The sequence below is a fragment of the Bradyrhizobium ottawaense genome, from assembly GCF_900099825.1.
Taxonomy (GTDB): Bacteria; Pseudomonadota; Alphaproteobacteria; order Rhizobiales; family Xanthobacteraceae; genus Bradyrhizobium; species Bradyrhizobium ottawaense_A.
Map to the genome: position 1 here is coordinate 3,162,899 of NZ_LT629693.1, position 23,513 is coordinate 3,186,411.

Annotated in this window: 30 protein-coding genes, 1 tRNA gene and 1 other RNA gene; 16 read left to right on the forward strand and 16 right to left on the reverse strand. The window is 63.4% G+C overall.

Going from position 1 to position 23,513, the window contains the following annotated elements; all coding sequences use genetic code 11:
- The first annotated feature begins 65 nt into the window (after window positions 1-65).
- Window positions 66-1,322, forward strand: a complete 1,257-nt coding sequence (locus tag BLR13_RS14820; RefSeq protein ID WP_083387701.1) for an MATE family efflux transporter — start codon at window positions 66-68, stop codon at window positions 1,320-1,322.
- A 228-nt stretch (window positions 1,323-1,550) separates the two neighbouring features.
- Here the strand turns inward: BLR13_RS14820 and BLR13_RS14825 are convergent, their stop codons facing one another.
- Window positions 1,551-2,648, reverse strand: a complete 1,098-nt coding sequence (locus tag BLR13_RS14825) for a quinone-dependent dihydroorotate dehydrogenase (RefSeq protein ID WP_074822689.1) — start codon at window positions 2,646-2,648, stop codon at window positions 1,551-1,553.
- Window positions 2,645-2,989, reverse strand: a complete 345-nt coding sequence (locus tag BLR13_RS14830) for a DUF952 domain-containing protein (RefSeq protein ID WP_074831505.1) — start codon at window positions 2,987-2,989, stop codon at window positions 2,645-2,647. The genes BLR13_RS14825 and BLR13_RS14830 overlap by 4 nt, the downstream gene beginning before the upstream one ends.
- A 172-nt stretch (window positions 2,990-3,161) precedes the next feature.
- Here BLR13_RS14830 and BLR13_RS14835 point away from each other — a divergent pair, with 172 nt between their 5' ends.
- Together BLR13_RS14835 and BLR13_RS14840 are read left to right on the forward strand one after the other, a co-directional pair.
- Complete coding sequence (locus BLR13_RS14835) at window positions 3,162-3,812, forward strand: S24 family peptidase (RefSeq protein WP_197679551.1); 651 nt, start codon at window positions 3,162-3,164, stop codon at window positions 3,810-3,812.
- A gap of 152 nt (window positions 3,813-3,964) precedes the next feature.
- Window positions 3,965-4,492 (forward strand): mismatch-specific DNA-glycosylase, encoded by a 528-nt coding sequence (locus BLR13_RS14840; RefSeq protein ID WP_197679552.1) that lies wholly within the window; start codon window positions 3,965-3,967, stop codon window positions 4,490-4,492.
- A 95-nt stretch (window positions 4,493-4,587) separates the two neighbouring features.
- Here the strand turns inward: BLR13_RS14840 and BLR13_RS14845 are convergent, their stop codons facing one another.
- The 6 genes from BLR13_RS14845 to BLR13_RS14870 form a co-directional block, all read right to left on the reverse strand.
- Entirely contained in the window at window positions 4,588-5,370 is a 783-nt protein-coding gene (locus BLR13_RS14845) for a class II aldolase/adducin family protein (protein ID WP_244525181.1), read from the reverse strand.
- A gap of 262 nt (window positions 5,371-5,632) precedes the next feature.
- Window positions 5,633-7,273 carry a lysine--tRNA ligase gene (locus BLR13_RS14850; protein WP_074822683.1) on the reverse strand — a complete coding sequence of 547 codons (1,641 nt, stop codon included), beginning with the start codon at window positions 7,271-7,273 and terminating at the stop codon, window positions 5,633-5,635.
- 156 nt (window positions 7,274-7,429) lie between these two features.
- Window positions 7,430-8,338, reverse strand: a complete 909-nt coding sequence (locus tag BLR13_RS14855) for a transporter substrate-binding domain-containing protein (protein ID WP_074822679.1) — start codon at window positions 8,336-8,338, stop codon at window positions 7,430-7,432.
- A gap of 109 nt (window positions 8,339-8,447) precedes the next feature.
- Window positions 8,448-9,038 carry an SCO family protein gene (locus BLR13_RS14860; RefSeq protein WP_074822676.1) on the reverse strand — a complete coding sequence of 197 codons (591 nt, stop codon included), beginning with the start codon at window positions 9,036-9,038 and terminating at the stop codon, window positions 8,448-8,450.
- A 22-nt stretch (window positions 9,039-9,060) separates the two neighbouring features.
- Window positions 9,061-9,222 (reverse strand): hypothetical protein, encoded by a 162-nt coding sequence (locus tag BLR13_RS14865; RefSeq protein ID WP_244525182.1) that lies wholly within the window; start codon window positions 9,220-9,222, stop codon window positions 9,061-9,063.
- Between the two features lie 234 nt (window positions 9,223-9,456).
- On the reverse strand, window positions 9,457-9,942 hold the full coding sequence (locus BLR13_RS14870; protein ID WP_074822671.1) for a hypothetical protein: 486 nt from the start codon (window positions 9,940-9,942) through the stop codon (window positions 9,457-9,459).
- 287 nt (window positions 9,943-10,229) lie between these two features.
- On the opposite strand from BLR13_RS14870, the gene BLR13_RS14875 reads away from it, so the two are divergent.
- Complete coding sequence (locus BLR13_RS14875) at window positions 10,230-11,888, forward strand: FAD-binding dehydrogenase (RefSeq protein WP_074831501.1); 1,659 nt, start codon at window positions 10,230-10,232, stop codon at window positions 11,886-11,888.
- Window positions 11,889-11,968: 80 nt separating this feature from the next.
- Window positions 11,969-12,319: a RidA family protein gene (locus tag BLR13_RS14880; RefSeq protein ID WP_074822668.1), complete on the forward strand. Its 351-nt coding sequence runs from the start codon at window positions 11,969-11,971 to the stop codon at window positions 12,317-12,319.
- A 131-nt stretch (window positions 12,320-12,450) separates the two neighbouring features.
- On the opposite strand, the gene BLR13_RS14885 is transcribed toward BLR13_RS14880, so the two are convergent.
- On the reverse strand, window positions 12,451-13,515 hold the full coding sequence (locus BLR13_RS14885; protein ID WP_074822666.1) for an aromatic ring-hydroxylating dioxygenase subunit alpha: 1,065 nt from the start codon (window positions 13,513-13,515) through the stop codon (window positions 12,451-12,453).
- A 128-nt stretch (window positions 13,516-13,643) separates the two neighbouring features.
- On the opposite strand from BLR13_RS14885, the gene BLR13_RS14890 reads away from it, so the two are divergent.
- The 5 genes from BLR13_RS14890 to BLR13_RS14910 all read left to right on the forward strand — a co-directional run bounded on the left by BLR13_RS14890 (window position 13,644) and on the right by BLR13_RS14910 (window position 16,848).
- Complete coding sequence (locus tag BLR13_RS14890) at window positions 13,644-14,558, forward strand: LysR family transcriptional regulator (RefSeq protein ID WP_074822663.1); 915 nt, start codon at window positions 13,644-13,646, stop codon at window positions 14,556-14,558.
- 102 nt (window positions 14,559-14,660) lie between these two features.
- Window positions 14,661-15,026 carry a nuclear transport factor 2 family protein gene (locus BLR13_RS14895; RefSeq protein ID WP_074831499.1) on the forward strand — a complete coding sequence of 122 codons (366 nt, stop codon included), beginning with the start codon at window positions 14,661-14,663 and terminating at the stop codon, window positions 15,024-15,026.
- An 88-nt stretch (window positions 15,027-15,114) separates the two neighbouring features.
- Window positions 15,115-15,801, forward strand: coding sequence for an RNA polymerase sigma factor (locus BLR13_RS14900; protein ID WP_074831497.1), 687 nt, complete (start codon window positions 15,115-15,117; stop codon window positions 15,799-15,801).
- Window positions 15,802-15,983: 182 nt separating this feature from the next.
- Window positions 15,984-16,505, forward strand: coding sequence for a DUF4142 domain-containing protein (locus BLR13_RS14905; protein WP_074822661.1), 522 nt, complete (start codon window positions 15,984-15,986; stop codon window positions 16,503-16,505).
- Window positions 16,506-16,533: 28 nt separating this feature from the next.
- Window positions 16,534-16,848, forward strand: a complete 315-nt coding sequence (locus tag BLR13_RS14910; protein WP_074822658.1) for a cupredoxin domain-containing protein — start codon at window positions 16,534-16,536, stop codon at window positions 16,846-16,848.
- Window positions 16,849-16,852: 4 nt separating this feature from the next.
- Here the strand turns inward: BLR13_RS14910 and BLR13_RS14915 are convergent, their stop codons facing one another.
- The 7 genes from BLR13_RS14915 to BLR13_RS14945 all read right to left on the reverse strand — a co-directional run bounded on the left by BLR13_RS14915 (window position 16,853) and on the right by BLR13_RS14945 (window position 20,854).
- The gene (locus BLR13_RS14915; RefSeq protein ID WP_074822655.1) at window positions 16,853-17,044 is read right to left on the reverse strand and encodes a DUF2783 domain-containing protein; all 192 of its coding nucleotides are present in this window, start codon (window positions 17,042-17,044) and stop codon (window positions 16,853-16,855) included.
- A gap of 23 nt (window positions 17,045-17,067) precedes the next feature.
- On the reverse strand, window positions 17,068-18,762 hold the full coding sequence (locus BLR13_RS14920; protein WP_074822652.1) for an FAD-dependent oxidoreductase: 1,695 nt from the start codon (window positions 18,760-18,762) through the stop codon (window positions 17,068-17,070).
- A 73-nt stretch (window positions 18,763-18,835) separates the two neighbouring features.
- Window positions 18,836-19,405: a hypothetical protein gene (locus tag BLR13_RS14925; RefSeq protein ID WP_143039738.1), complete on the reverse strand. Its 570-nt coding sequence runs from the start codon at window positions 19,403-19,405 to the stop codon at window positions 18,836-18,838.
- Between the two features lie 125 nt (window positions 19,406-19,530).
- Window positions 19,531-19,906, reverse strand: a transfer-messenger RNA (tmRNA) gene (gene ssrA, locus BLR13_RS14930).
- Between the two features lie 105 nt (window positions 19,907-20,011).
- Window positions 20,012-20,284, reverse strand: a complete 273-nt coding sequence (locus BLR13_RS14935; protein ID WP_074831496.1) for a DUF1905 domain-containing protein — start codon at window positions 20,282-20,284, stop codon at window positions 20,012-20,014.
- A 159-nt stretch (window positions 20,285-20,443) separates the two neighbouring features.
- The gene (locus BLR13_RS14940) at window positions 20,444-20,755 is read right to left on the reverse strand and encodes a hypothetical protein (RefSeq protein ID WP_074822645.1); all 312 of its coding nucleotides are present in this window, start codon (window positions 20,753-20,755) and stop codon (window positions 20,444-20,446) included.
- 25 nt (window positions 20,756-20,780) lie between these two features.
- Window positions 20,781-20,854: transfer RNA gene (locus BLR13_RS14945), tRNA-Gly, on the reverse strand.
- Between the two features lie 281 nt (window positions 20,855-21,135).
- On the opposite strand from BLR13_RS14945, the gene BLR13_RS14950 reads away from it, so the two are divergent.
- From BLR13_RS14950 to BLR13_RS40155, 6 genes are all read left to right on the forward strand, one after another.
- Window positions 21,136-21,450 (forward strand): hypothetical protein, encoded by a 315-nt coding sequence (locus tag BLR13_RS14950; RefSeq protein ID WP_074822642.1) that lies wholly within the window; start codon window positions 21,136-21,138, stop codon window positions 21,448-21,450.
- Window positions 21,451-21,699: 249 nt separating this feature from the next.
- Window positions 21,700-21,939 (forward strand): helix-turn-helix domain-containing protein, encoded by a 240-nt coding sequence (locus tag BLR13_RS14955; protein ID WP_083387611.1) that lies wholly within the window; start codon window positions 21,700-21,702, stop codon window positions 21,937-21,939.
- Window positions 21,932-22,552: a hypothetical protein gene (locus BLR13_RS14960; RefSeq protein WP_074822636.1), complete on the forward strand. Its 621-nt coding sequence runs from the start codon at window positions 21,932-21,934 to the stop codon at window positions 22,550-22,552. The genes BLR13_RS14955 and BLR13_RS14960 overlap by 8 nt, the downstream gene beginning before the upstream one ends.
- Window positions 22,549-22,956 (forward strand): hypothetical protein, encoded by a 408-nt coding sequence (locus tag BLR13_RS14965; RefSeq protein WP_074822633.1) that lies wholly within the window; start codon window positions 22,549-22,551, stop codon window positions 22,954-22,956. The genes BLR13_RS14960 and BLR13_RS14965 overlap by 4 nt, the downstream gene beginning before the upstream one ends.
- Entirely contained in the window at window positions 22,956-23,102 is a 147-nt protein-coding gene (locus BLR13_RS40150; RefSeq protein ID WP_157793701.1) for a hypothetical protein, read from the forward strand. The genes BLR13_RS14965 and BLR13_RS40150 overlap by 1 nt, the downstream gene beginning before the upstream one ends.
- A 7-nt stretch (window positions 23,103-23,109) precedes the next feature.
- Entirely contained in the window at window positions 23,110-23,511 is a 402-nt protein-coding gene (locus BLR13_RS40155) for a hypothetical protein (RefSeq protein ID WP_143039737.1), read from the forward strand.
- Window positions 23,512-23,513 lie beyond the last annotated feature (2 nt).

Below are 23,513 nucleotides of genomic sequence, written 5' to 3' on the forward strand. Positions count from 1 at the left end.
AGGCAGTGTCGCCTCCCGCATCGAAAGTAACGACGGCGCAGGTGTTCGCCATCGCGGGTCCCGCGATGGTCGCGAACCTGACCACGCCGCTGATCGGAATCGTCTCGACCACGGCGATCGGCCGGCTCGGCGACGCCACGCTGCTCGGCGGCGTGGCGATGGCGTCGGTGCTGTTCGACTGCATGTTCTGGCTGTTTGCGTTCCTGCGCATGAGCACGGTTGCTTTCACGGCGCAGTCGCTCGGCGCCGGCGAAGCGAGCGAATTGCGCGCGATCCTGGTGCGCGGCTTCATCGTCGCGGCGCTGATCGGCACAGGCCTCATCGTGCTGCAGATTCCGCTGGCCACGCTCATGCTCGGCGCGATGGGCGGCAGCGAGGGCGTCACCCGCGCCGCCAAAACCTATTTCACGATCCGGATCTGGTCGGCGCCGCTGGCGCTCGGCAATTATGTCGTGCTCGGCTGGCTGATCGGACAGGCCCGCGCCAAACTGGCGCTCGGCACCCAGATCGCCATCAACCTGATCAACATGGCGGCGACGATGCTGCTGGTGCTGGTGTTCGACTTCGGCATCGCAGGGGCCGCGATCGCAGCCGTGATCGCGGAAGCGGCAGGACTTCTGCTCGGCGTCGTGATCGCACGGCGCCTGCAAGGCACGTTGACGGTGCCACGCGCGACGCTGTTCGACCGCGCCAAGCTGATGCGCATGCTCGCCGTCAACCGCGACATCATGATCCGCACCGCGTCATTGATCACGGCGTTCCTGTTTTTTACCGCGCAGGGCGCCCGCGCGGGAGACATGACGCTCGCGGCCAATGCCGTGCTGAACAATTTTCTTCTGATCAGCGCGTTCTTCCTCGACGGCCTCGCCAACGCCGCCGAACAGCTTTGCGGCCGCGCCTATGGCGCCCGCAACAGAAATGCTTTCGCCGGCGCGGTGCGGCTGGTGCTGATCTGGGGTTTTGCGTTTGCCGTTGCGGTGGCCGCAGTCTTCGCGCTGTTCGGGACCTCGTTCATCGACATCATGACCGCGAGCACGGAGGTCCGGCGCATCGCCCGCGATTATCTGCCGTTCGTGGTGTTCGCGCCGTTGCTCGGCGTGTTCGCCTTTGCCTATGACGGCGTCTATATCGGCGCCACCTGGGCCCGCGACATGCGCAACCTGATGGTGCTGTCGCTGCTGGTCTTTCTTGCCGCCTGGTTCGCGCTGCGATCGTTCGGCAATGCCGGACTGTGGGGCGCGCTGCTCGCGCACTACGCCGCCCGCGGCGGACTCGAGGCGCTGCGTTATCCGGTGTTGCTGAGGAAGTCGTTTGCGACGTGAGAGGTCGCGCTGAACCGGTGGTGCGCTCCCTCGCCCCGCTCTTGCGGGGAGAGGGTTGGGGTGAGGGGCTCTATCCACGGGTGAAGTTGATCGAGGGACCTGTACCCCCTCACCTGGATCGCTGCGCGATAGCCGAAGCTTCGCTTCGGCGTTCTTTTTTAAGGACGGCCGCCCTAGGCGGCCTATGCTCTCCCCGCAAGCGGGGCGAGGTAAGAGAGCAGCAAGGCTCTATTTCACCGGCCAATCTTCGGCCGTGATCGCCGCCGCATCGGCGCCGACGATTTCTGACAATGAATCGCGCCCGGTCCGCAGCAAGGTCGAAGCCAGATCACTCTTGATGCCTTCGACGAGGCCAAGGCCCTTGTAGACCAGCGACGAATACAACTGGATCAGGCTGGCGCCGGCGCGGATCTTTGTCAGCGCGGCGCCGCCGGAATCGATGCCGCCGACCCCGACCAGCGGAAACGCGCCTTCGGCCCGCACATAGGTCTCCGCCACCATGCGGGTCGACAATCGAAACAGCGGCCGCCCCGACAGGCCGCCCTGCTCCCTGGCGCGGTTGGTCTCGCGCAGGCTCGCGGGCCGCGCCAGCGTAGTGTTGGCGACGATCATGCCGTCGACCCGGCGCGAGCGGGCGATATGCACGACGTCGTCGAGTTCAGCCAGACTGAGGTCCGGCGCGATCTTCAGTAGCACCGGCGAATCGCCGGCGTTCTTGCGCACCCGTTCGCGGGCATCGATCACCTTGGCGAGGAGATCGTCGAGCGCGGCCGACTGCTGCAGGTTGCGCAGGCCGGGCGTGTTCGGCGAGGAAACGTTGACGGTGAAATAGCTCGCGACCGGCGCAAAGGTCTCGATCAGCTTGACGTAATCGGCGACGCGATCGGCCGAATCCTTGTTGGCCCCGACATTGACGCCGACGATGCCGCCCATATGCGCGCGCGCGGCGAGCCGCCGCAGCACGGCTTCGGCACCGTCATTGTTGAAGCCCATGCGGTTGATCACGGCCTCATCGCGTTCGAGCCGGAACAGCCGCGGCCGCGGATTGCCGGCTTGCGGCTTCGGCGTCACGCTGCCGATCTCGACGAACCCAAAGCCCAGCCGCAGCAGCGCGTCCGGCGCCTCCGCGCTCTTGTCGAAGCCCGCGGCCATGCCGATCGGGTTGGGGAAATTCAGGCCGAACGCCCGCACCGCCAGTTTCGGATCGTCGGTGCGCGGCTTGGTCGGCGGCAGCAGCCGCAGGCCCTGGATCGCCATGCGGTGGGCGTCTTCCGGATCGAACCAGCGCAGCAGCGGCAGCGAGAAGGCGTCGAAGGCACGGATCACGGCTTCAACTCCGGAATGTCGTGATACCCGTCGGACCGCGCCCGCATGTCGAGGATCGCGGTGACCGCGCCGATATCGAGTTCGCCATAGAGATGCGGAAACAGCTCGTCATTGCGCGAACGCTCCCAGCGCAAGGCGTCGCCGAGCGCCTCGGCATCGACCGCGATCAGGAACAGGCCGGTCTGCCCGAAATAGTGCTTCCGGGCCGTCTCCGCGACCTGGGCGGCGGTGGAGAAATGAATGAAGCCGTCGCGCAGGTCGTCCGCACTGCCCTTGTAGACGCCCTGCCGTTCGGCCTCGCGCCAGGCCGAAGCGGGACTGATTTTGTAGATCGTGGGCACGGCGTTCCGGATTCCCTGCTTGTTGTTGTTACTCTTGGGATTTTCCCGGAAATACCCGGGGCAGGCGCAGACCGTAATGGCGGCAGGCCGCCAACTCAAGCGCCGCGGCAGACGGGATTTGCGCAAAGCCGCCGAATAAGGCAATAATTCCTAAATCGGTTCGGAGTTTTCAATGGCCAAGCCAAAATCACAACGCATTCTCACCCACGCCCAGGTCTGGACCGCGCTCGACCGGCTGGCCGAGCGCGCCGGCCTGTCGGCCTCGGGGCTCGCCAAGCGCAGCGGCCTCGACGCCACCACCTTCAACAAATCCAAGCGCGTCACCGGCGACGGCCGCGACCGCTGGCCGTCGACCGAATCGGTCTCCAAGGCGCTGGCCGCCACCAATTCGTCGATCGAAACCTTCGTACAGTTGATCGGTGACGGCGCGCGCGGCACGCAGTCGGTGCCGCTGCTGGGGCTGGCGCAAGCCGGCAGCGGCGGCCATTTCGACGACTCCGGCTTTCCCACCGGCAAGGGCTGGGACGAGGTGGCGCTGCCGTCGCCCGGCGACGAGCACGCCTATGCGCTGGAGATATCGGGCGATTCGATGAAGCCCGCCTATCGCGACGGTGACATCGTCATCGTGTCGCCGGGCACCGCAATCCGGCGCGGCGACCGCGTGGTGGTGAAAACCTCTGATGGCGAGGTCATGGTCAAGGAATTGAAGCGCCGCACCGCCAAACAGCTCGAATTGCAGTCGCTCAATCCTGTGCATGCCGACCGCACCCTGGATGCCGATGAGGTCGCCTGGATCGCGCGGATCGTGTGGGCGAGCCAGTAAAAACAACCTCATGGTGAGGAGCCGCCAACGGGTCGCGCGAACGCGCGCCCGATGACAGGCTCCGCGGCGTCTCGAACCATGAGACGGCGTGGCCTTTCATCCTTCGAGACGCGCGCGAGCGCGCTCCTCAGGATGAGGAGGGAGATCACAGGGTGGACGAGCCAGTAACCGCGATCGTACCCGACGTCCTGCAGGACCTGCTGCAGGCGCAGCTTCGCGTGGTCCTGTGCGGCACCGCTGCCAGCACGGTGTCGGCTGCGGCCGGGGCTTACTACGCCAACAAGCAGAACAAGTTCTGGAAGATCCTGCACGAGACAAAATTGATCCCCGAGCCGTTGCAGCCGCACCAGTACCGCGACCTGCTGCGGCACGGGATCGGTCTCACCGATCTGGTGAAGACGCATTTCGGGATGGACAATCAGATTCCGTTGACGAAGCTCGATGACCCGCGCGCCCGCTTGAGCGCTTCCATCGCAGCGTTTCGCCCAAAATTCCTCGCGTTCACCAGCAAGACGGCGGGACAAAAATTCTTCGGGGGCAAGCGGGACTGCGGCGGACAGTCCGAGCGGATCGGTGACACCAGAGTCTGGATCCTGCCTTCGACGTCGGGCGCTGCGAACGGAAGCTGGCGGCCGGAAGTTTGGCACCGGTTTGCGGATGAGGTGCGGAAAAAAACATAACTGTCATTGCCGGGCTTGACCCGGCAATCCATCACCTAAAAGAGTCTTCGAAGAAGATGGATGCGCGGGTCAAGCCCGCGCATGACGAGTTGGGTCTACGTCGCGTAGTCGGGTTCTTTCCGATCCAGCATCCGCTTCAACGCATCGAAGTGGCGCTGCGCCGGGGTCGGGCCCTGGTAGAGGTGATCGTCGCGGTAATCGCGCTGGGTCTTTTCGACCACGGGGGCGGGAAGCTGCTTCAGCCGTTGCCCGGTCCACATCGCGTAGATCTGGACCTGCGCGGCGCGCTCGACATAGTAGAGCATGTCATAGGCGTCGGCGACGGTGGCGCCGACCGTCGAGATGCCGTGGTTGGCCATGAACAGCACCCGCTTGTCGCCGATCACGCCGGCCAGCCGGGCGCCTTCGGCGGGATCGAGCGCCGGCCCGGTGTACTCGTCATCATAGGCAATGGCGCCGGATAGCCCGACCTCGGTCTGGCCGATCTCCTTGATGCGCGGGTCTTCGAGCCGCGTCAGCGCGCTGGCATAGGGCATGTGGGTGTGAAACACCGCTTTCGCCTGCGGCAGCGCCTTGTGGATCGGCGCGTGGATGCAATAGCAGGACCGCTCCACCTCGCCCTCGCCGCGCTTGACCTCGCCGTCGTCGATGCCGACTTCCATGAAGCAGGAGGCGGTGACTTCGGACCAGTGCGTGCCGAACGGAATCTGGTAGTAGCGGTCGGTGCGGCCCGGCACCGTGAAGGTCAGGTGGTTGAAGATGCCCTCGCTAAAACCCTGATTGAAGGCAAGGCGGTGGGCGGCGGCGAGATCGACCCGCGCCTGCCATTCCTCGGCGCTGGAGTTATCGAGCGCCTTCGGCGAAACCCTGTCGTGCATAGGCATCCTCCTGCTGAAGCTAGCGATGTGGCCGGCCCCTCTGCGGAGGCCTGGACGGCGAGCCCAGAGTGTAACGCAATTCCGGCCGGCCGCTGCTGATTTTGCCGGGGGCCTGCTATCTCGATTTGCGGCCATTGGCCGTCATTGCCGGGCTTGACCCGGCAATCCATCCCTCAAAAGACTCTTGCGAAGCAAGATGGATGCGCGGGTCACCTAGCGCGAAGACGCGCTCGCGCTTTTACCGCGCATGACGAGCGGAAACCTACGCGCTCCGGGCCAGTGCGCCGTCGATCATCGCGACTGCGTTTGGCACGCCATAGACCGCGACGAACGAGCCGAAGCGCGGGCCTTTTTCCTGACCGAGCAGCACCTGGTAGAGCATGTTGAACCAGTCGAGCGAGACGCCCGGCCGGCCGTCCTTGCCCTTCTTCACGGGATCCAGGAACGGCTCGCGGCGGCCGATCTCGTAGACCACGTTCTGGATATCCTCGGCCGAAGAGCCCGTCTGCAGATTCGACAACGCATCGCGCAGGTCCTGCAGCGCGGCGCGCTCGCCGCCGGTCGGCTCGCGGAACTGCTTGGTCGGCGCCACGAAGTCGCGGTAGTAATTGATGGCGTAGCCGACCATGGCGTCGAGCTTGGGATGGGTCTGCGGCGTCACGCCCGGACGATAGCGTCCGATGAAACCCCACAGCGTTTCGGCATTTTCCGCATTCGACGACGACACCAGCGTCAGCAGCAGCTGGAACGTCACCGGCATGTCGGCCTTCGGCGGATGGCCAGAATGGATATGCCAGACCGGATTGGCGAGCTGCTGCTTGGCATCCTGCCGCGCATAGCCATCGAGGAACTGCTGGTAGTCGTCGACGTTGCGCGGGATGACGTCGAAATACAGTCGCTTCGCCGCCTTCGGCTCGCGGTACATGAACAGCGACAGCGATTCCGGCGACGCATAGCGCAGCCATTCGTCGATGGTCAGGCCATTGCCCTTCGACTTGGAAATCTTCTGGCCCTTGTCGTCGAGGAACAGTTCGTAGTTGAAGCCCTCCGGCGGGGTGCCGCCGAGCGCCGCGCAGATCTTGCCTGACAGCTTGACCGAATCGATCAGATCCTTGCCCGCCATTTCGTAGTCGACGCCGAGCGCGAACCAGCGCATCGCCCAGTCCGGCTTCCATTGCAGCTTGCAGCGCCCGCCGGTCACGGGAACGGTGACGCTCTCCTTCGTGTCCGGATCTTCATAGGAGATGGTGCCGGCCTTGGCGTCGTGCGCCGTCACCGGCACATACAGCACCATGCCGGTGCGCGGGCAGATCGGCAGGAACGGCGAATAGCTCGCGGCGCGTTCTTCACGCAACGAGGGCAGCATGATCTTCATCACCGAATCCAGCCGCTCCAGCATGCGCAGCAGCGCGGCGTCGAACCGACCGGAGGTGTAATACTCGGTCGAGCTGGCGAATTCGTAGTCGAAGCCGAAGGTGTCCAGGAAGGCGCGCAGCCGCGCATTGTTGTGCGCGCCAAAGCTGTCATGGGTGCCGAACGGATCCGGCACGCGCGTCAGCGGCCGGCCGAGATGCTTTTCCAGAAGCTCCTTGTTCGGCACGTTGTCCGGCACCTTGCGCAGCCCGTCCATGTCGTCGGAAAACGCCAAGAGCCTGGTCTTGATCTTGTCCTCAGTCAGCACGCGAAAGGCATGGCGCACCATGGTGGTGCGCGCCACCTCGCCGAAGGTGCCGATATGCGGCAGCCCCGACGGACCGTAGCCGGTCTCGAACAGCACCTCGTCCTTCGGGCTTTTCTTCAGCCGCGCGACAATCGCCTTGGCCTGCTCGAACGGCCAGGCGTTGGATTGTTCAGCGAGCGCCCGCAAATCGTTCGGGCTGAAAGGAGGGTCGATCGTGGACATGAAGGTAAGGCTTTCTCCGGGGCGGCGGAAACTAGCGCTTCCGCGTCGAAACGCAAAACGATGGTGGGCGTCATTCCGGGATGGTCCGAAGGACCAGACCCGGAATCTCGAGATTCCGGGCTCGATGCTTCGCATCGCCCCGGAATGACGCAAGCGTCAGAACGGGCTGATGGAAAAATAGCGCAGCCACAGGTCGGTGAAGCGGCCTTTTTCCCAGATCCGGAATAGCGCCCAGTTCAGCGACTGCCGCAGCAGGTCATTTCCCTTGCGGACGCCGATGCCGATGCCCTCGCCGAAATAGCGGCTCTCGACGAAGGGGCCACCCGAGAACGCGCAGCACTCGCCCGAATCGGTGCCGTTGATCCAGAACGCCAGCGCGATCGCATCGCCGAAGATGAAGTCGACTTCGCTCCGCCGCAGCGCCAGTCGCAGCGTGTCGTCATTGGCGTAGGATTTGATCTCGGCGTCGGTGAACATCGCCTTCAGATAGGCCTCGTGCGAGGTGCCGGCGATGACCCCGATCTTCTTGCCTTCGAGGTATTCGGGGCGAACTTCCGGCATCACGGCGTCGCGCCGCGACACGAAGCGGGCCGGCGCGCGGTAATAGGGATCGGTGAAATCGAGCCGCGCGCGCAATTGCGGCGTCACCGCCAATGAGGCGATGATGGCGTCGCCGCGATTAGAGGTGATGGCGTCCACCAGCGTTTCGAACCGGCGCATCTGGATGGTGCAGGTGACCTTGATCTCGTCGCACAGCGAGCGCGCCAGATCGACATTGAACCCGGCCGGATTGCCGTCCGGGCCGGTGAAATTGAACGGCGGATAATCGGTCTCGGTCAGGAAACGGATCACGGTGAGGCGCGACAGATCGGGCCGGTCCGGACGCCGCCGCGGGTCCCAGAACCCGGGCACCGCCTGCGGAGCGGCCTCGACCGCGGGCCTGGCCGGGGTTTGGGCCTGCGCCGATCCGAAGGCCAGTACCACCGCCAGCCCAGCCGCGATCGCGCACCCGGTCCAAGCGGCGCGGACGGTAACGTGAGACAACGGGGCGGTCAGGTGTGGCATGGCCGGGAATTGCAAAGGGAACTGTAAAAGGATTGGGATTTGATGGCCTTATAGACCATCCGGCCCGCGATGCGAGGCCGTTTTGCGGCGTTTGCCGGTCGGATGCGGATTAAAGATACCGCTTCAGGTCAGTCGCGGCTTCCTGCGGCGTCCGTTTCAGGTTGAACGGCGAGACGAAATGGCCGTCGCGATCCATCAGATAGATCAGCGCGGTGTGGTCCATGGTGTAGTCGCCGTCCTTGAGCGGAACCTTTTTGGAATAGACCCGGTAGGCCGAAAGCACCTTGGCCACGGCCTCGGGATCGCCGGTCAGCCCCTGCAGATGCGGATCGAAGCTGGAGAGGTAGTCCTTCATGGCGGCCGCGGTGTCACGCTCCGGATCGACCGAGATGAAATAGGCGTTCACCCGATCGGCGTCCTTGCCCATCGCCTTCAGCACTTCGGAAATCTCGAACAGCGAGGTCGGGCAGACGTCCGGGCAATGGGTGAAGCCGAAGAAGATCAGCGTCGGCTTGCCCTTGAGCGCGGTGTCGGTCACGACCTGGCCGGTCTGGTTGGTCAGTTGAAACGGTCCCCCGATCGCGGCCGGGGCCGTGACGCTGCGCAAGCCGCCGAGCGCCCACAGCATGATCACGAGCCCAACCACGAGGCTGCCGGCAAAGGCCGCAAAAATCACCAGCGGGCGGGTGGTCCGGTCCATGATGGAATTCCTTCTTGCCGGATCAGAAGCAGGCCGAGATGCCGGCGGCAATCATCTCAAAGAACACCGTGGTGCCATAGTGGAACCACAGGGATAGCGAACCGAGCAGGACCAGCGCGCCGAGGCCCGCGGCGGCCCAAACGATGGCCGAGGCCACCCTGCCCTGAGGCCGGGTTGCCGCCATCACGCCCTGCTGTGAGGAAACCGGCTGAACCATGGCAGTGAGATAGGGCCCATTTTCCGGGCAGGCAAGCCTAATGGCCGAGGCGGCGATCACGTCATGCGGAGTGGGATCAGCACTTCCGGGTGCTCTGGAGGGGCCAGACACAAAATCGCGAAAACAACCCCATGCAAAGTAGAACGGCACACGAAAAAAGGGGCCGGCGTCGCGGCCGAACCTGATCTCATCCCGCTCTGCTCAGCGCGAGGAAGCAGCAGACGGCTTGGGCGCGGGCACGGAGGCCTGGGCGTCGAGGTAGCAGGGTTTGTAGAGCGCCTGCAGTTGCTTACCCCTGAGGAAGATCATGCGCGGGGTCAGGCCGCCGCGCGCCGAGATCCACCTCTTAACCGGCGACGGATACATCGAATACAGCATCTGCGTCGCTTCGGCGTTGGTGACCGCGCGGCCGTTGGCGCCGAAATCCCAGGCGGCATGGAACCCGAGTTCGGCATGCGAGGTCACGCAGATCTTGTCGGGGGAAATCGCGCCGAGAACGATGGTGCAGGCCGAGGCGCACAGGCCGTCGATGATCACCGTTTCGCCTGAGGTACGCAGGCCCTGATATTTGTCGACATAAGTTCCGATTCGGCCGCCGCGATCGTCGGCGATCCGAACCACTGCGTGGCTCGCTCCAACCCCTGCCAGCAGCAGCACCGCTGCGAGCAACCCCGTCAACAGCTTCATGTCCCAGCCCCAGTCGAAGAATGTCGAAACCGAATCTGACTGTCTTGGTGATGCAAGACTGACGACAAGGTCTTTCGAGACCGTGACTTTGTCTAGGAGGCGAAGGCCCTTCAAATCAGATTCAAATTAAGTGTTGCTGGGGCGCTGCACCCGGTGCCCAAAAAAATCCCAAACTGAAACAGGCTGGAATCCCGACGGTGGCCGCACAGCCACAGGCAAGAGCCATTTGCCGTTGACCGCGCCCGATGACGCGGTCTTGAATCATAAGGTAAATGGGGGAGGACGCGATGGCTGAGGACACGGACGTAATCGTGGTCGGCGGCGGACTGGCGGGGCTGGTCGCGGCAACCGAGATCGCCGACGCCGGCAAACGCGTCATTTTGCTGGACCAGGAAGGCGAGCAGAGCCTCGGCGGCCAGGCGTTCTGGTCGTTTGGCGGGTTGTTCCTGGTCGACAGTCCCGAACAGCGCCGGCTCGGCATCAAGGATTCCCACGATCTGGCGCTGCAGGACTGGATGGGCACCGCAGGCTTCGATCGCGAGGAAGACCTGTGGCCGAGGAAGTGGGCCGAAGCCTATGTCGCCTTCGCCGCCGGCGAAAAGCGCGACTGGCTGCGCGCGATGGGCCATCGCATCTTTCCGGTGGTCGGCTGGGCCGAGCGTGGCGGCTATGACGCCATGGGCCACGGCAATTCGGTACCGCGCTTTCATGTCACCTGGGGCACCGGTCCCGGGATCGTCGAGCCGTTCGAACGCCGCGCGCGCGAGGCGCAGAAGAGCGGCCGGCTTACTTTCGGGTTCCGTCACCGCGTCGATGCGCTGATCATGACCAACGGCACCGTCGAAGGCGTCAGCGGTGCGATCCTCGAACCTGACGCGGTGGAGCGCGGCAAGAGTTCGTCGCGCAAGGTAGTCGGCGATTTCACCCTGCGCGCGCCGGCGGTGATCGTCGCCTCCGGCGGTATCGGCGGCAATCACGACCTGGTCCGGCAGAACTGGCCCAAACGTCTCGGCGTACCGCCGAAGTTCATGATTTCGGGCGTGCCCGAACATGTCGACGGCCGCATGATCGGCATCACCGAGGCCGCCGGCGCGCGGCTGATCAACCGCGACCGGATGTGGCATTACGTCGAGGGCATTCGGAACTGGTCACCGATCTGGCCGCGCCACGGCATCCGCATCCTGCCCGGCCCGTCCTCGATGTGGTTCGACGCCACGGGCAAACGACTGCCCGCGCCGCTGTTTCCCGGCTCCGACACGCTCGGCCAGCTCGACTACATCATGTCGACCGGCCACGATTATTCCTGGTTCATCCTGACCCAGAGCATCATCAAGAAGGAATTCGCACTCTCCGGCTCCGAACAGAATCCGGATCTCACCGGCAAGAGCTGGCGCATGACCATCAAGCGCGCCACCAACAAGGGCGCGCCGGCGCCGGTCGAGGCGTTCAAGCAGCACGGCGCCGACTTCATCGTGCGCGACAACCTCGCCGACCTCGTCAGCGCCATGAACGCGCTGTCGGGCGACAACCTGCTGCAGCATGACCAGATCAAGGCGCAGATCGAGGCGCGCGACCGCGAGATGACGAATCCCTATGTGAAAGACGCGCAGGTGATGAACATCCACAATGCGCGCCGCTACATCGGCGACAAACTGATCCGCACCGCCAAGCCGCACCGGATCCTCGATCCCGAGCACGGACCGCTGATCGCGGTCAAACTCAACATCCTGACCCGCAAGACGCTGGGCGGCTTCGAGACCGATCTCTCTTCGCGCGTGTTCGGCAATAACGGCCAGATCATCAAGGGGCTCTACGCCGCGGGCGAAGCCGCCGGCTTCGGCGGCGGCGGTGTGCACGGCTATCGCTCGCTGGAAGGCACATTTCTCGGCGGCTGCCTGTTCTCCGGCCGCAATGCCGGGCGCGCGGCGGCAAAGGCGGCGTCTTGAAGCCGGGATCGTGCAATAACGCAGTGGCGCGTGGCGCATCGGCGCGCTAAGTAACCGGCCTCACAGATCAGGAGAGCAGTATGACCATCCAGCGTTTCGAAGTCGGACCTCGCATGAGCCAGGTCGTCGTTCACGGCAACACCGTCTATCTCGCGGGCGTCGTCGCCGGCAAGGCGGCCGGGAAAAGCGTGACCGAGCAAACGCAGGACGTGCTCGCGATCATCGACGGCCATCTCGCCACGGCCGGCACCGACAAGACCAAATTGCTGTCGGCGACGATCTACATCACCGACATGAAAACATTCCCAGAGATGAACGCGGCGTGGGACGGCTGGATTTCGGCCGGCAATACGCCGGCCCGCGCCACCGTCGAAGCCAAGCTGGCGGCGCCGCAGTACAACGTCGAGATCATGGTCATCGCTGCGAAGTAAGTTCGCCTTGAGACAGCCGTTACTCTCGTCATGGCCGGGCTTGACCCGGCCATCCACGTCTTAGAGCGAAAGAAAGTCGTGGATGCCCGGGTCAAGCCCGGGCATGACGGCTTAATTGCATCTCAATCACTTCACGCCGCTTTCGCCGCGCTCCGTTCCGCCTCGATCCGTCTCGCCAGCACCCGCCGGAAATATGTCAGCGCCGCATCGGCGCCGATCGCGAGCAGCTGGTAGTTCGGATCGGCGTCGAACACCTTCTGCTGCGCCTCGATAATCGCCAGGTCCTCGTTGAACGCCTCTTCGAGGCTGTGGCGCAACGACAGCGCGATGTTCGAATTGTCGATGTCGAAATCGTGCAGATAGTTCCAGAAGAAATGCGTGGTGCTGCGCGTTTCCGGCGTCATGAACTGGGCGTTGCGAAATTGCCGCGTGCCCGGAACCTGGACGCCTTTCTCCGTACCCTGCCCTGCCAGCGCGAACATGGTGTCGAGCAGGAAGATGCCGGGCACGATCATGCGGCCGATATTGCGGCGGTCGACCTTGTCGGTCTTGTTCGCGATCACCTTGCAGAGATAGGGCGGCGGTTCGGCGCCCATGTGCCAGCGCTCGACGCGAAAGCCGTCGTCCAGCTTTTCGATGGCGACCGGCTTGGTCTTGTAGGCATATTCCTCGGAGCCGCCGAGCGTGTGGGTGTGCACGAAGGCGAGGTGCGCGAAGTCGCTCAGGTTGTCGACGATCAGAAGCCAGTTCGCCTTGTAGTGCATATAACCGGGCAGACCGCGCCATTTGGGATCGGCGAGCGGCGGATAGTCCACGATCAGATCGGGATCGGCTTTCTCGACGTCCCCCATCCAGATCCAGATCAGGTTGTAGCGCTCGACGACGGGATAGCTGCGCACGCCGAGTTTTGGCGGGATGATGTCCTGGCCGGGGATCTGGATGCACTTGCCGCCCGGCTCGAATTTCATGCCGTGATACATGCACCTGATGTCATCGCCTTCGATGCGCCCCATCGATAGCGGCGCCGCGCGGTGGCAGCAGCGGTCGTCGAGCGCGACAACCCTGCCGCTCTCGCCGCGGTAAATCACGACGGGACGCTCCAGGATGGTACGGGCGAGTTTTGTGCCGTCGATCAGCTCGTGATTCCAGGCCGCGACGTACCAGGAATTACGAAGAAAGATTCCGTCATCGATCATGGCACTCTCCCTGTGTGCTGTGCGAAACGCTTTTCTTTTTCGTTACGGTCATCTTCTATGTCATCGGGATTTGCCGGGATATCCGGATTCCCTGGACACACTGTACCGCTGCATGGACAATTGACCGGATGGACTGGCGCGATTGGGAGCTGTTTTGCGAGGTTGTTCAGCACGGCGGCTTTAGCGCCGCCGCGCGCGTGCTCGGGCATCCCAAGTCGAGCCTCAGTGCTGCAGTGCAGCGACTGGAAAGCCATCTGGGCCTGCGGCTGATCGAGCGCACCACGCGCCATCTGCGCCTGACCGATGCCGGCGACACCATCTATCAGCGGGTCAAGCCGCTGTTCATTGCGCTGCACGATACCCATGGCGAGGCGCTGGCGATGAGCAGCGCCATCTCGGGCACGCTGCGCATCAAGTCGCCTTACGAATTCGGCGCCAACCACGCCGGCCCGGTGGCCTGCGAATTGATGAACCGCTATCCGGATCTCGCGATCCGGATCGATGTCGAACATGAGTTCGTCAGCCCGGTCGCCGAGAACTACGACATCGTGTTCGCGATGCTGGAGGCACCGCTGCCCTCGACCGGGATCGTCATCCGCAGGGTATCGTCGCTCGAGCGCGGACTCTATGCCGCGCCTTCGCTGCTCGAAAAATTCGGCGCGCCGCGCACACTGGAAGACCTCGCGCGGCTTCCGATGCTGACCGCCCCGAACGACGCGCCCTGGGCGCTCACCACGCCTGACGGCGATACTGAACATCTCGCCGTGCATAAGGCGCGGCTGGTCAGTTCGAATGCGGACATCAGGTTGCAGGCGGCGCTCGCCGGGCTCGGCGTGTTGCGGGTGACGGCGAGCTTTACCAATGCCGCCGTCGCGGCGGGATTGCTGCGGCAACTCCTGCCGGATCATGTCTGCGAGCCGCTTCGCGTGCACGCCCTGCTGCCGGCCCGCCAGTTCGTCCCGGCCAAGGTGCGCTGTTTTCTGGATGCACTGGAAGCCCATGGCCGCGGTGGCGCGCTGGAGGAGGCAACGCGAGATTCTTGATCTCCGGGGTCAATTCTTGACCTCCGAGGTAATCGATTGGTGCACGGCAATTTTCTAATGGTCGGTCGGCCGATCGATCCGGCACCAACCAGGGAGAACCCGATGACCGACATTCGCAGCATTGCCCAAGGCTATATCGATCTGTGGAACGAGCGGATGCCAAGCCGCCGCCGCGAAATCTTGGCCACGAACTGGACCAGCGACGCCCGCTATGTCGATCCGCTGATGTCCGGCGAGGGCCATGACGGCGTCGACGCGCTGATCGCCGGCGTTCAGCAGAAATTTCCGGACTTCAAATTCTCGCTGATCGGCGAGCCCAACGGGTTCGGCGACCACGCCCGTTTTTCCTGGGGTCTGGGCCCCGACGGCGTCGACAGCCCGATCAAGGGCACCGATTTCGCCGTGCTCAAGGAGGGGCGAATCCGCAGCATCACCGGCTTCCTCGACCAGGTGCCGCAGGGGGCGTAAGCACGCGTCAGGGGGCATCCCGATTATTTCGGGAACCTCCCGGCCTTTCCCGCATCCAACCCCAATACCCTGTTATTGGTGAACCATGATGCGTCAGGCTCATACCCCACAAATCGCGCCCGCCGGCACCAGCGACGCCGAACGGGTTCGGCGGGCGCTGGCCCGCGACGAGGCGGCGATACGCGCCATCATGCAGGCGAATAACCGCCGGCTGTACCGGCTCGCCCGCGGCGTCCTGCGCAACGACGGCGAGGCCGAGGACGTGGTGCAGGAAACCTATGTCCGCGCCTTCACCCATCTGGAGAGCTTTCGCGGCGACTCCAGTCTGGCGACCTGGCTGTCGCGGATCGCCATGAACGAGGCGCTGGGCCGGTTGCGCCGCCAGCGGCCGGGGGTGGAAATCAGTTCGCTGCCGCAAGGCGTGCTCGAAGCCCAGATCATCCAGTTCCCTCTCGCCGTCGCCGAAGACCCGGAAAAATCCATGGCCCAGCGCGAAATTCAGCGTGTCGTCGAGCACGCCATCGACGAATTGCCGGAAGCATTCCGTCTCGTCTTCATCACCCGCGTGATCGAGGGGATGAATGTGGAGGAGACCGGCGAAATTCTTGACCTCAAGCCGGAAACGGTGAAGTCGCGGCTGCACCGCGCCCGCACCATGTTGCGCGACATCGTCGAGAAGAAGATCGGCCCGGTGGTGATGGAAGCGTTTCCGTTCGCCGGCAAGCGCTGCGAACGGCTGACGGAGGCCGTGCTGAAGCGTCTCAACATCGGCTAGAGCCCGGTTCTGATTAAATCAGAGCTCTACTCTTCTGTTTGACGCGTTCACGAACCGGTGTCCCATTTCGCTCGAAAACGCCATAGATAATTTTCGGGAACCTCGGCGCCCGAGCGCCATCCAACTCCTGTGACCCAACAACGCGCGCGGCCCCGCTGCCGGCGCCACAGGAGTATCAAACCATGTTCGTTCGATTGAGCGCGGCTGTCGCCGCGTTGAGCCTTCTCACCGGCGCAGCACTGGCCCAGGGCGCCAAACCCACCGATCCGCAGATCGCGCATATCGCCTACACCGCCGGGGTCATCGACATCACCGCGGCGAAACAGGCGATCTCGAAAGCCGGCAGCAAGGACGTCAAGGCGTTCGCGGAAGACATGGTGCGCGACCATGAGGCCGTGAACAAGCAGGCGCTCGACCTCGTCAAGAAGCTGAAGGTGACGCCCGAGGACAACGACACCAGCAAGACGCTGTCGAAGCAGGCCGCCGACAAGCTCGCCGAACTCGGCAAGCTGAAGGGCGCCGACTACGACAAGGCCTATGTCGCCAACGAGGTCGCCTATCACAAGGCGGTCAACGGCGCGCTGGAAACGCTGCTGATCCCCTCGGCTGGCGACGCCGAGCTGAAGAGCCTGCTGCAGACCGGCCTGAAGATCTTTCAGGGTCACCAGCAGCACGCCGAACACGTCGCCGCGACGCTGAAGTAAAAAGAACCTGGAAGTAAAGGAGCCTGCCATGCTGTCGAGACGCATTCTACTGACCGCGCTGGCGCTCGGCGCGATGGCTGTCCCGGCGCATGCGGCGACGATTCAGGTCGTGATGGAAAATCTCGTGGTGTCGCCGGCCGAGGTCTCGGCCAAGGTCGGCGACACCGTCGAATGGATCAACAAGGACGTGTTCGCGCACACCGCGACGGCGCGAAACGGCGACTTCGACGTCGCCATGCCGCCGAAGAAGACGGTGACGTCGGTTCTCAAGAAGGCCGGCACGATCGAATATTACTGCCGCTTCCATCCCAACATAAAGGCCGTGCTGACGGTGGCCCCGTGACGTTTCAACCCGCGGCTTCGGCAGCGATGTCGGCCGCGGCGGCATCGGTCAGGCCTTGCACGACCGCGGCATCGCCGATGCGCACCATCGCCAGCAGCGCGAAACGCGCCAGGAATAGCGACGCGCGTGCTTCGCCGAGCTCTGTCATGGTCTTGCACAGCTGCGTATAGGCGGCGTCGAGTTCGGCTTCGGTCATGGTCGTTGGTCCCGTCCCGGAAATCAGGATTGCAGCAGATGGTCGATGGCGCCGGTCACGTCCGCGGCATCGAACCGGCGCCAGCGCGCGAACACATGGCCGTCGGGACGAACCAGATAGAGCGTGCCGGGCGCCGCGTCATACATCGCGAACAGCCGGCCGCTCTTGTCCCAGCCGTGCGCCCGGGCGAAACCAGCCTGCCGCGCCAACGCTACGATCGCGAACGGAATGCCGCGGGCGCGCATCGCGGCATGACATGTCGTCAGCTCATCCGGCACCGCGCCATCGTCAGTGAAATACAGCGCCGTGATATCAGCCCCGACCAGATCGGTAAGATGGCCCTCGCGGGTGGACGCGCCATCGACGATCACAAGCGGGCACTCCGTCAGCACATGGCCGCATGCTGGTCCCGCGCCGAACTCCGCGTCCTGCGAGGTCATATTGAGCGGCGAACCGGTGTAGGCGATCGCCGAAGACTGCCGCGGATTGATCAGCGAGCGCAGTTCGGGAAATTTCACGGCGAGACCGAGCACGGCCTTGCGCATCAGTTCGAACGCGAACGAAGGCGGCGCCATGAACTCGGTGCTCTTGGTGCCATAGCCCAGGTTTTCCCGGGCGGCGGCGACCCGCTCGGCCGAATAGCTGTCGAGCAGCCGCGGTGACGCAATCCCCTTGACCACGAAAGCGAGTTTCCAGGCGAGGTTGTCGGCATCGTCGATGCCGGAATTGGCGCCGCGCACGCCGAAGATCGGCAGCAGATGCGCGGCGTCGCCGGCAAACAGCACGTGGCGATGACGGTAGTCGTCGAGCGTGAGCGCGTTGGCCTTGTAGATGCCGATCCAGACCGGGCTCCACGCGCCCTTCTCGCCCATCATCCCAAGCAGGCTTTCGACGCGCGGCATGACATTTTCGGGCTTGATCGCCTCATCGGGGTCTTCGCCGTCGCGCAACTGATAGTCGACGCGCCAGACGCCTGAAGGCTGCTTGTGGACCAGCACCGTCGAGCCGGGATTGCAGGGCGGATCGAAATAAGCGAGCCGCTCCGCCGGACGCGCGCTGTCCAGCACGATGTCGACGATGACATAGCGCCCTTCGTAGCTGGTGCCCTTCAGCTTCAATCCCAGCGTTTCGCGCAGCAAGCTGCGGCCGCCATCCGCGGCGACGACCCAGTCGGCCTCCATCGTGTAGGCGCCGGCTGGCGTCTCGACGGTGAGCCGCGTGCCGTCCTCGCGCGCGCCGACCGCGGTAACGCGGTTTTGCCAGCGAACCTCGATCAGGTCGCTGCGTTGCTCGGCGGCGTCGAGCAGCAACTGCTCGATCGAATATTGCGCCAGATTGATCATCGGCGGGTGCTTCTGGTTCTCATCCATCGGCATTTTGAAGTGCAGCACTTCGTCGTCGCGATAGAAGCTGCGGCCGCCGGTCCAGGGCAGGCCCTGCTTCAGAAAACCATCGGCCGCGCCGAGACGCGCGATGATTTCGAGGCTGCGCCGCGAGATGCAGATCGCGCGGCTGCCGAAGCAGACGGAATCATCCGCCTCGAGCAGAACGACCGGCACGCCATGGCTGGCGAGACCGAGCGCCGCGCAATAGCCGACCGGTCCGCCGCCGACCACCACAACGGGATGCCGCGCCTGATCGACGCCGCCTTGCAGCGGCGGCAGCGACGCCGGATACTGCTTCGCCGTAAAGGGATATGGCTTGAACGGGCGGTTCACGAATCTTCCCTTGGTGTTTTTTGCCCACGCCCCCGCCGCGGGGACACGGGTTCGCGAAATCAGGCAATAACTTTCAGGAAAGCCTGCGCCGGCGCAAGGCCATTGCCAGCCGCACCGCTACCGCCGCCTGCCAGACCGGATACAGAAACGAGGTCTGATCGAGGCCGAGCGCATTGTCGAGCGCCAGCAATGCGCCGGCTATCGTCCCGGTCACCAGCATCTGCAGCCACGTCACGACGTCGCGCGGACCGGGCGGCAGCAAGGCAATACCCAACGCCATCAAGGCGCTGCCGGTGAAGCCGCCGGCGAGGCCAGAGAGAATGTTCCGCATCATCTTGTCGGCGCCGTTGACCTGCCCGTCGATGAAAACAGCGGCATTCACCGCGCAGACGAAGGCTGCCATCGTCATCGCGGCCGCGGCCAGCGCCGCCCACAACGGGTTGGCGCTGAAGCGGCGAACCACGAAGAAGACCACAACGGCGAACGGCACCGCGACCAGCGCCAGGAGAATATCGGCGGGCACGCCCGCAATCATGTCAAGCAACGTCGGCAAGAGCGGCGTGAGAATGCCCGACAGCAGGCCGGCGCCGGCCACTATCAATAAATTTCGTGAGGTGTCAGCCGAAGCGATCGCCTGGGTCAACGCACACTCCTTGTTTTGCAGGAACGCCTGACGCCTAGCACGGCAGCGGACGAAATTGAATGTAACGCATTTTCGAGCGAAGCCGACACCGCAAAATAAAGCCGCGCCAACCCGAAGGTTGACGCGGCGATGGCCGTTCTGTTGCCAGGTGGACCAACCCCGAACAGGTTACGCCGCGAGGCGCACTTCGTTCAATGCAACGTTATCGTTTGCATTTAGGTTTTTGACCCGATAACGGCGGTATCATGCCGAGCACAATTCAGAGCTTCATTGCGACCATCGATCCTGGTTCGCCCCCGCCTTAGCAGCCAGTCTTCAAGAGCCTTGGGATTCAGCCTTCCGGCCAAATCGATCTCACCGTGATGAGACCTTTAAGCTCAAGCTGCTAAGGTGGAGGCGCCGGGTACTGCCCCCGGGTCTGCCCGCAGTCCACTCTAAGGTTCAGCGCCATCGTCTTGCGACGAAGCCACCGTACGCGTGATCGCTGCCAAAAGATAGGCTGCTGTGGCTTGAATTCTTGTTGCGAAGGAAGTCCTCGATATTCAAGTCGCTGCCTGCGGACATCGCTCGGCGAGGATGACAGTTCCGAAAAGTGCCACAGAGCGGTCACCGGCGTTCCAAAAGCCGGATGATCACCGTGTCGCCAGCCTTCTTTCCGATGGCAGCCTGCAGGTCCGCTTTGATAGGCAATTTATGGACACCGCCACCTATCGCCATGAATGCCGTGCGTAGCGGGTGATCATCGACCGTACAACTTACCTTGACCAAGCCCTTTGTACCGAAGAACGCTGCGGACTTCGGCCATACGACATAGGTCCAGCCGCCCTTTTTTGGACTCTTCTGAAGCCGAGCTTTGAATTCCTTGTTCAGAACAACCATCGCCTCGACCTCCTTTGCTTGAAGACCGCTCGTGAAGCGGCACTTCAATGGGCTGCTTCCTTACAAGACGGCCTGGATTGTGCCGGACCGACAAGTGGCGCATATTTTTTTTGCAAGAAGCTCGTAGGATGGGACTAATAATCCGCTCGAAGTACCTGGCTAATCCGAACAAACATCAACGATGGCCTGAAGAAATTCTTCGCCGGTAGCACACCATCGGGAGAATCCTATCTGGCGGAGCATATCGCTGATGACGGACATCGCGATCAGACTGCTGTCTTCATCCTCGAAGATTTTGTCCAGTTGCATGTGCAATTTGGAACCTTCGAGAGCGGCGACCTCGATCGCCAGCCGGTCCAGTTCGCTCGCCGCTTCGGTGTTGCGCGTGTCCCCAGGAAACTCGATCGCCCTGTTGCGGCGCCAGTAGGCGGTGCCCGCGCAATCGACCAGTGCACCAATGTCGATGAGCAATGCTCCCCTCCCTCGCAAAAGGAACTGGAGCGGGCGAAGGGAATCGAACCCTCGTATGCAGCTTGGGAAGCTGCCGTTCTACCATTGAACTACGCCCGCGTAGAAACCCTTTTATATCAGGTACTTCTTGCACTTTTTAGCCCGATTTTTCGGTCGATGCATGTTGCAAATCGTGTTGCACCGTTTCGGGCCCTCGGGTCACCGCTTATAGCCCGCTCCCGCGCCGTGCGGCAAGCCAGCGGACGTATCCCATGATTGACGGAACAACGTCATCCATACACTCGGCCCTCAAACCAACTCGCCGAGATTACGCCCACCGTCAAAGTCCCCCGGCGTCGCCAACCGACGATCTCTGCACATCCAAACCGGGCCGCCGCGTCATGATCAGGACAGCCGCCGTTGAGGCTATGCTCGACGCGCACCCGGCCCGCATCCACGTGTTCACCGCCCCGCCGATCCTCCGGGAAAGCCGGGCGAGCCTCCGGCGGATGGCTTCATGCTTGACCCGGTCCCTCGACGTGAGCACCGAGGAAGCTCTCGCCGACGCATACGACACCGCAATCGGCGGAGACGACAGCGCGGTCGGATGCAACATGACCCTGTTGATGGAAACATCGAGCGACCCTCGCGAACAAATCGAGCGGGTGTTGATGGCGGCGGACCTGTTGCGAATGGCCCTTAGAATACAGCATTAAAACAGGGTCAGGCACGCCAAAAGCACGCGGGTACACCGTGACGCAATTGCCAGTTGTTTGTTGCCTGATCATCCCGTAGCCTTGCAATCCTGAGACGGTGCCATGAGGCCCCGCGAGTTCAGACAAGTAGGCATGCGCCGAACCTCTCTTCTCCGCGCAAACACTCGGACAATCCCCCTCGTTCCTACGAACTAAACCGGCGACCGCGTCCCGTACGCGACCGCCGGGCTTTTCACCGGAGGCAAATCAATGCCACGCGTTGCAACACGTCCAGAAGTGTATCTGGCACTTTCGCCCGCCGCGACAGCGACGGCGTTAGGCATTTCCTATTCCCACGTCCGTGATGCGATCAACGAAGGCGTGCTCCCGGTCTACGTGGTCGGCGTCAAGCACCGCATCCACGTCAGCGACATCGAGCGGTTCCTCCGCTCATTTCCGAGCCCAGCAAAGCGCAAGTACACCAAGCGCAGGAGCGTCCCCCATGAATGACACGGTCGATTATAAACTTTTCGAAGTCCCGCTCCTCGGTCGCAACATCGCCGCCAGCCGCACGCCGCGTTTGCAGCCGTCCGCTATCGTCGAATACTCCGACATGCTTAGCCGCGAAGTGTCGGCGGCCCGATGGACGACGGACCCGGAGAATGGCGAACCGCTCAACAGCGCCGGGCAAACCATCGTTCAACATCTGGAGCACTCGTTAAAGACCCGGCCTCATTGGCTTCTGCCGACCGTGCTCGAAGATCAAGCCGACGCCGTCTGGTTGGCCGAGGTGCCGAACCTCACGGTTCGCGGTGCACGTCATAATCAGATCGAAAAGAACGTCGGCAGCAAGGCCGCCGCCGATATCCTCTTCAAAGAGGAAGCACTCCGCTACGGCGTCACCGACCCGATGTCATTGCAGCCGGGACGTAAGCCGGGCAGCGATGGCACCGAAAAGAAGCCCGCCGCGAACCTCTCCGACAACCCGTGGTCCGTTCAGTATCGTGGTGATGCGACCGCACGTGCGGCGCGGATTGCATCGATCATCAAAACCGGGACGCGCTTCGCCGAAGGCATGGCGAAGGCCGCTGGGACGACGGTCGGAAAGCCGCTCAGCCGATGATCAACAAAATCCGTCACACGCCCGGCGAGGCGATCAAACTGCCGAACGGCCAGTTCCTAAACCATGGCCAGATTATCAAACGGGGAGAACGAAAAATGAAGACGAACCCAGCCCGGCCCTTGAATACTGCGCTCCGGTCTATTGCCAGAGATGGCGCTCCGAAGCGCACCGAGCCCGCCCCGGTCAAGGCCGGGATGAAGCGCGTCACCAAGGGCGAGCCCTCGGCCTATCACCATGGGCAGACGGTCCGGGACGAACCCAACACCGTCAAGGCTCACACCACGTCCATCCCGTTGCATCCTGCTACGCCCGCGAAGCTCGCGGCGAAGCTCGACCAGAGCAACAACGCCTCGACCGTGTTGGCCGACGCCTCGCGCTTGGGCCGTCCGGCGGAGAAGGCGTGATGGCTTCGCAGGATCAGGATCAGCCGCCGGTCGAGAAACCGGAGACGGAGGCCGCTCGACGTGAGCGGGTTTCCGTCGAGGAGCGCCTGCGCCACGCTCAGACAACCGCCGCCGCGTTGCGTCGGCGATATGGCATCGAGGAGTGAGGATGCAATGGATCGAAGTGCTCCGAAGGTTTTTCGACATGGGTCACGTGATCCGGCGGACCATGGCGTCGGCTACTCGGCGTCGGGCACTTCGGAACATTCGCGCCACAGCGCGCACCGTGCGTCGGCGACAGCGACAACGCGTGATGAGCCAGAACGTCTGGTAGGAGCCCGGAAGGTCGAGGAGGGACGACATCACGGACGCGGCAAGCGGACACGATGGCAGCTAATCGAGGAAAACCATCGTCGGCTCGGCAAGATTGTCGAGCGGCTGAAAATCGAGACGGACCCGGCGGTGCTGGAGAAGTTGCGGAAAAACTTCGAAATCAAAACCGCGTTTCTGGCGCGGCTCCGAGCAGAGACCGGCGAATGGTTTGTCGAGGCAATTCCGGGCGAGCATGAGGTTTGAAG

Excerpts from the sequence above, each read along its gene's own strand:
- BLR13_RS14820 (WP_083387701.1), top strand. The coding sequence starts at position 66 with ATGGTCGCGAACCTGACCACGCCGCTGATCGGAATCGTCTCGACCACG.
- BLR13_RS14835 (WP_197679551.1), top strand. The coding sequence starts at position 3,162 with ATGGCCAAGCCAAAATCACAACGCATTCTCACCCACGCCCAGGTCTGG.
- BLR13_RS14845 (WP_244525181.1), bottom strand. The coding sequence starts at position 5,370 with ATGCACGACAGGGTTTCGCCGAAGGCGCTCGATAACTCCAGCGCCGAG.
- BLR13_RS14850 (WP_074822683.1), bottom strand. The coding sequence starts at position 7,273 with ATGTCCACGATCGACCCTCCTTTCAGCCCGAACGATTTGCGGGCGCTC.
- BLR13_RS14855 (WP_074822679.1), bottom strand. The coding sequence starts at position 8,338 with ATGCCACACCTGACCGCCCCGTTGTCTCACGTTACCGTCCGCGCCGCT.
- BLR13_RS14860 (WP_074822676.1), bottom strand. The coding sequence starts at position 9,038 with ATGGACCGGACCACCCGCCCGCTGGTGATTTTTGCGGCCTTTGCCGGC.
- BLR13_RS14865 (WP_244525182.1), bottom strand. The coding sequence starts at position 9,222 with ATGGCGGCAACCCGGCCTCAGGGCAGGGTGGCCTCGGCCATCGTTTGG.
- BLR13_RS14870 (WP_074822671.1), bottom strand. The coding sequence starts at position 9,942 with ATGAAGCTGTTGACGGGGTTGCTCGCAGCGGTGCTGCTGCTGGCAGGG.
- BLR13_RS14875 (WP_074831501.1), top strand. The coding sequence starts at position 10,230 with ATGGCTGAGGACACGGACGTAATCGTGGTCGGCGGCGGACTGGCGGGG.
- BLR13_RS14880 (WP_074822668.1), top strand. The coding sequence starts at position 11,969 with ATGACCATCCAGCGTTTCGAAGTCGGACCTCGCATGAGCCAGGTCGTC.
- BLR13_RS14885 (WP_074822666.1), bottom strand. The coding sequence starts at position 13,515 with ATGATCGATGACGGAATCTTTCTTCGTAATTCCTGGTACGTCGCGGCC.
- BLR13_RS14890 (WP_074822663.1), top strand. The coding sequence starts at position 13,644 with ATGGACTGGCGCGATTGGGAGCTGTTTTGCGAGGTTGTTCAGCACGGC.
- BLR13_RS14895 (WP_074831499.1), top strand. The coding sequence starts at position 14,661 with ATGACCGACATTCGCAGCATTGCCCAAGGCTATATCGATCTGTGGAAC.
- BLR13_RS14900 (WP_074831497.1), top strand. The coding sequence starts at position 15,115 with ATGCGTCAGGCTCATACCCCACAAATCGCGCCCGCCGGCACCAGCGAC.
- BLR13_RS14905 (WP_074822661.1), top strand. The coding sequence starts at position 15,984 with ATGTTCGTTCGATTGAGCGCGGCTGTCGCCGCGTTGAGCCTTCTCACC.
- BLR13_RS14910 (WP_074822658.1), top strand. The coding sequence starts at position 16,534 with ATGCTGTCGAGACGCATTCTACTGACCGCGCTGGCGCTCGGCGCGATG.
- BLR13_RS14915 (WP_074822655.1), bottom strand. The coding sequence starts at position 17,044 with ATGACCGAAGCCGAACTCGACGCCGCCTATACGCAGCTGTGCAAGACC.
- BLR13_RS14935 (WP_074831496.1), bottom strand. The coding sequence starts at position 20,284 with ATGGTTGTTCTGAACAAGGAATTCAAAGCTCGGCTTCAGAAGAGTCCA.
- BLR13_RS14950 (WP_074822642.1), top strand. The coding sequence starts at position 21,136 with ATGATCAGGACAGCCGCCGTTGAGGCTATGCTCGACGCGCACCCGGCC.
- BLR13_RS14955 (WP_083387611.1), top strand. The coding sequence starts at position 21,700 with ATGCCACGCGTTGCAACACGTCCAGAAGTGTATCTGGCACTTTCGCCC.
- BLR13_RS14960 (WP_074822636.1), top strand. The coding sequence starts at position 21,932 with ATGAATGACACGGTCGATTATAAACTTTTCGAAGTCCCGCTCCTCGGT.
- BLR13_RS14965 (WP_074822633.1), top strand. The coding sequence starts at position 22,549 with ATGATCAACAAAATCCGTCACACGCCCGGCGAGGCGATCAAACTGCCG.
- BLR13_RS40150 (WP_157793701.1), top strand. The coding sequence starts at position 22,956 with ATGGCTTCGCAGGATCAGGATCAGCCGCCGGTCGAGAAACCGGAGACG.
- BLR13_RS40155 (WP_143039737.1), top strand. The coding sequence starts at position 23,110 with ATGGATCGAAGTGCTCCGAAGGTTTTTCGACATGGGTCACGTGATCCG.